The organism is Acinetobacter sp. YH12039 (assembly GCF_013420015.1).
GTDB lineage: Bacteria > Pseudomonadota > Gammaproteobacteria > Pseudomonadales > Moraxellaceae > Acinetobacter > Acinetobacter amyesii.
This window is the reverse complement of the sequence record NZ_VOZA01000100.1, coordinates 1-3,682: the sequence shown is the minus strand read 5'-3', so window position 1 is coordinate 3,682 and position 3,682 is coordinate 1. Positions and strand designations below refer to the sequence as shown.

Sequence of the window (3,682 nt, the reverse complement as noted above, 5' to 3'; positions counted from 1 at the left end):
CAAGTACATGACATCGCCCATGCGCAGAGTTTGATAGCAGAAGCCCCAAAATCAAGCCATGTCACTGCCGATAAGGGCTACGATAGTGATAGTTTACGAGCATTTATTGAAGCTCAAGGTTGCGTGGTCAATATTCCGAGAAAAGAGAACAGCAAAACTGGGAATGGTCATATGGACTGGTGTCTTTATAAGTACCGGCACTTGGTAGAGAACGCCTTTTTAAAGATTAAAAAATATCGGGCTATAGCTACTCGCTACGACAAACTGGCAAGAAACTACGCCAGTAATGTCGCATTAGCCTTTGTCATGGTATGGCTGCCAATGCATTGCTGAATGATATTTGAGCAAAGATCAACAGCCTCTAATAACTGCAACACTCGCTCATAGCCTGTTGCAATTGCTCTTTAAAAATTATGTCTGGCTGAATAAACCCCAGAGTTTTCCTGGGCCGTAAATTCAAGCGTTGCTGATATTTAGTCATCAGCTCGTTAGTTACAGTGCGCAAATCAGTACCTTTTGGCACGTATTGACGCAATAACCCGTTCGCATTTTCGTTCGCACCGCGCTGATACGAAGCATACGGATCAGCAAAATAAACGTCTGTATCAAGCTCTTCTGCGATACGTTCGTGATCAGCGAATTCCAAACCATTATCGGCTGTAATGCTGTGCACCATAACTTTAAAGGGCTGCAGCATTTCTATAGTTGCGTTAGCAACGGCATCAGCATGTTTACTTGTGACTTTTTTCACAAGATAAAAACGGCTTTTACGCTCTAACAGCGTGACGATAGCACCGGTTCCACGTTTGCCGATAACGGTGTCAATTTCCCAGTCGCCGTAGCGTTCTCGGTCATCAATAATTGCTGGCCGGTCGTGTATCGAGCGACGGCCTAAAATCCGACCTCGTTGCTTATGCAGGCGCTTTTTATAGCGTCTTAACCGGTGGCGAAGGTGAGTAAATAAACCACCGCCGCCGTAAAAATCAGCCAGAACATAATTGTAAATCCACTCGTGACTGACTGGATAGCCTATTCGCGTGCAGATAGCCGATATCTGCTCCGGGCTCCAGTCCATCTCGAGCATAAGCTCTACAGCGTTGCGAGTATTCTCGCAAACCCGTTTGGGCTTTGGCTTTAAACGCCGTTTTAGTGTGCGCTCTTGAGCCAATTGAGGGTCATAAGACCCGCATAAATTGTTGTTTCGTCGCAACTCTCGATGGACGGTTGAGGGTGCAATGTTCAGCTTTCTTGCAATCTCTCGTTGTGAAAATTCTTCTGAGAGCAACGCAGAAATCTGGTATCGTTGCCCCTCGGTCAGCTGCCGATAACTCATGTTGGAACTCACTTTTTTTGGTCGAAAAGTAAGACTACCACATGTGGGTAGCTGACCTCCTTCCGACCTATCCCATTACATGAGTGTTGCGGTTATTATCTGAATTCAGGCAAAACCTAACCTACTATTTATCTTTGCTCGAAAAATTCTCCCTCAGCGAGTTAACCCAGCTTGAGAATTTATGTATTGAGTCACCGCCTTTACCAAGCAGTTCCCTTAGCTCTTCTTCGAAGTGCGTTTGCTTTTTCTCCTCCGGTTCGGGCAGCGGCGGCAGTATGTGGGCAAAGTAGGTTTTGTCGAGTAAGCGGTGCAGCATACGCTCGCCAATAAAAGGCTTATTGCTATTGAGCGCTCTGGCACCTTTTATGATGTTACGAATGTCGTATTGTGTCGGGCTTATATCAGGCACCTGTTTGGGAATATTCAGCAGTTTATACACACCAATACGGGCGGTGCGAATAGAGGCTTCCATGGTGAATATTATGTCATTGCGAGTTTCTACAAATTGTCCCACTAAGCCTAAATTCGTGCAGCCTTCAGGAACTACTCTGGGCCTGTCGCCTGCAGCTCTGGGCATAAACTGAGCTGTAATATAAGGCATAAGCGCAATGCGTATTTTGGTGTTGGCTATAACCTCATCTAACTGGTCTTCAATACCCAGATGATGGCAAAGCTCGGTCAGAATTTCTTTACCGGTGCATTCTGGCATGGTTTTGTTTACACGGTTGCCTTGCTTATCCATCAACAGGCCATAAACCCACAACACCAATGTGTCATCTGGCTGGTCGGGGAAGTGGGGTTGGCGATTACAGGTAACACTTAACAGCCAGTTGGAGTCAGTAAAAGTCACTATGCCGCCGGTTACGGTTCGACCGGAGTATGGGTCGTTTACTGATAAGGTTTTCAGTTTATCGACAAGGGGTGAGGGCTTGCAGGTAAGGGTGGCCGACTCCCATATAGACTTGTCTACGTCACCATAAAATTTTTCTGGCTTACCGAAAACGGGAGACTTCTTGGCGAGGTTCTTCCATAAGTTCCAGCCACTTTCGCTACCCGGGTCATGCCTTTCACAGTTAAGCTCCGGCGCATTATCCATACCGGCATAACCCGTCTGTTCAGTCATTGAGCCGGTGAGGGCGAACACTAAATCATTCTTGCCAACTTCAATATATTGCTCTTTACCTTTAATAACGGCCTGAATTCCGGTTACTGTCTTTTTGTCTCCGGTAAAGCTTATATCAAGGTCATCGACTCTGGCTTCAAAGGTAAATTTCACTCCTTTTTCACGCAAAAAGTCGGTCAGTGGCTTTATAAAGGTGTCGTACTGATTGTATTTAGGGAAAAGCAGAACAGACATGTCACCAAAGCCGTCAATTGAGTCCAGAAAACGATGCAAATAGAGCTTGGTTTCCAACAGGCTGTGGCAGTTTTTAAAAGCAAACATAGTACGGAATAAAAACCAGAAGTTGCTTTGTAAAAAGCCTTCACTGAAATATTCCTCAATGCTCGTGTCGTCTAACTCTTCCTTTCGTTTCAGCATTAAGCGGATAAGTTCCCATTGCTGAGATTTACTCAGTCCCAGGTCTTCTGAGTCAAGGATCTCGCCGGACTTGTTAATTAAACGGGCCTTAGAGTAATTTGGGTCGTTGTCGTTTATCATTCGGTATTCATCGAGAACAGAATACCCTTCGGGAAGTTCAAGGGCGGGAATGTCCTGGAATAGATCCCAGAGGGTGTCGTAGTTCCAGTTCATTTCACGACCACCGCGAATGATGTAACCGTCTTCAGGGTTACCCGCACCATCCATAGAGCCGCCTTCTACCCTCATTTCTTCTAAAATAGTGATATTTTCGGCGGGCATATGACCATCGCGAATTAAATAAAATGCAGCGGCAAGTCCTCCGACACCGCCACCAATTATCCAGGCTTTACGCTTTTCGATTCCCGGAGTTGGTAAGGTTTTATGACGCGAGTAGGGCGATATAAAATCACCCGGCGGCAAAGTGTTAAGCGGTTTATGGCACCAAAAACCACCTGTTGCGTCAGGCTCATGTTCAAAACCCTCTGGTGCGGTTGCCGAGATATCAAATTTCGCAATTGTCTTTTTAGCCATTACGGATTCCTTCCCTTACTGAATAGAAGTACTTGCTGTTCTAGCTGATACCCTTAATGGTATTGCGAACGGCACTTTCAGTATAGTCGGCACCAAGCCTAGATTCAACTAGAGGCTGTTGATCTTTGAGTGAAAATTAAACGGCATAGCAACAAGGTATAATGGTTTCGCCAAAAATCAAAAATACCACCGAGAACGGACGTTGCTATGCCAAGAACAATGTTAACAGATAAAGC

The 3,682-nt window shown here is 45.6% G+C and carries 3 protein-coding genes; 1 reads left to right on the top strand and 2 read right to left on the bottom strand.

Annotated features, from left to right (window positions below):
* On the top strand, nt 1–333 hold a 333-nt coding region (locus FTT98_RS17440), incomplete at its 5' end, for a transposase (RefSeq protein ID WP_180005634.1).
* 28 nt (nt 334–361) lie between these two features.
* Here FTT98_RS17440 and FTT98_RS17435 read toward each other — a convergent pair.
* Nucleotides 362–1,333, bottom strand: coding sequence for an IS30 family transposase (locus tag FTT98_RS17435; protein ID WP_180005633.1), 972 nt, complete (start codon nt 1,331–1,333; stop codon nt 362–364).
* A 124-nt stretch (nt 1,334–1,457) separates the two neighbouring features.
* Nucleotides 1,458–3,446, bottom strand: coding sequence for an oleate hydratase (locus FTT98_RS17430; RefSeq protein ID WP_180005632.1), 1,989 nt, complete (start codon nt 3,444–3,446; stop codon nt 1,458–1,460).
* Between the last annotated feature and the right edge of the window lie 236 nt (nt 3,447–3,682).

Coding starts and splice junctions, on each gene's coding strand:
- FTT98_RS17435 (WP_180005633.1), bottom strand. CDS start 1,333: ATGAGTTATCGGCAGCTGACCGAGGGGCAACGATACCAGATTTCTGCG.
- FTT98_RS17430 (WP_180005632.1), bottom strand. CDS start 3,446: ATGGCTAAAAAGACAATTGCGAAATTTGATATCTCGGCAACCGCACCA.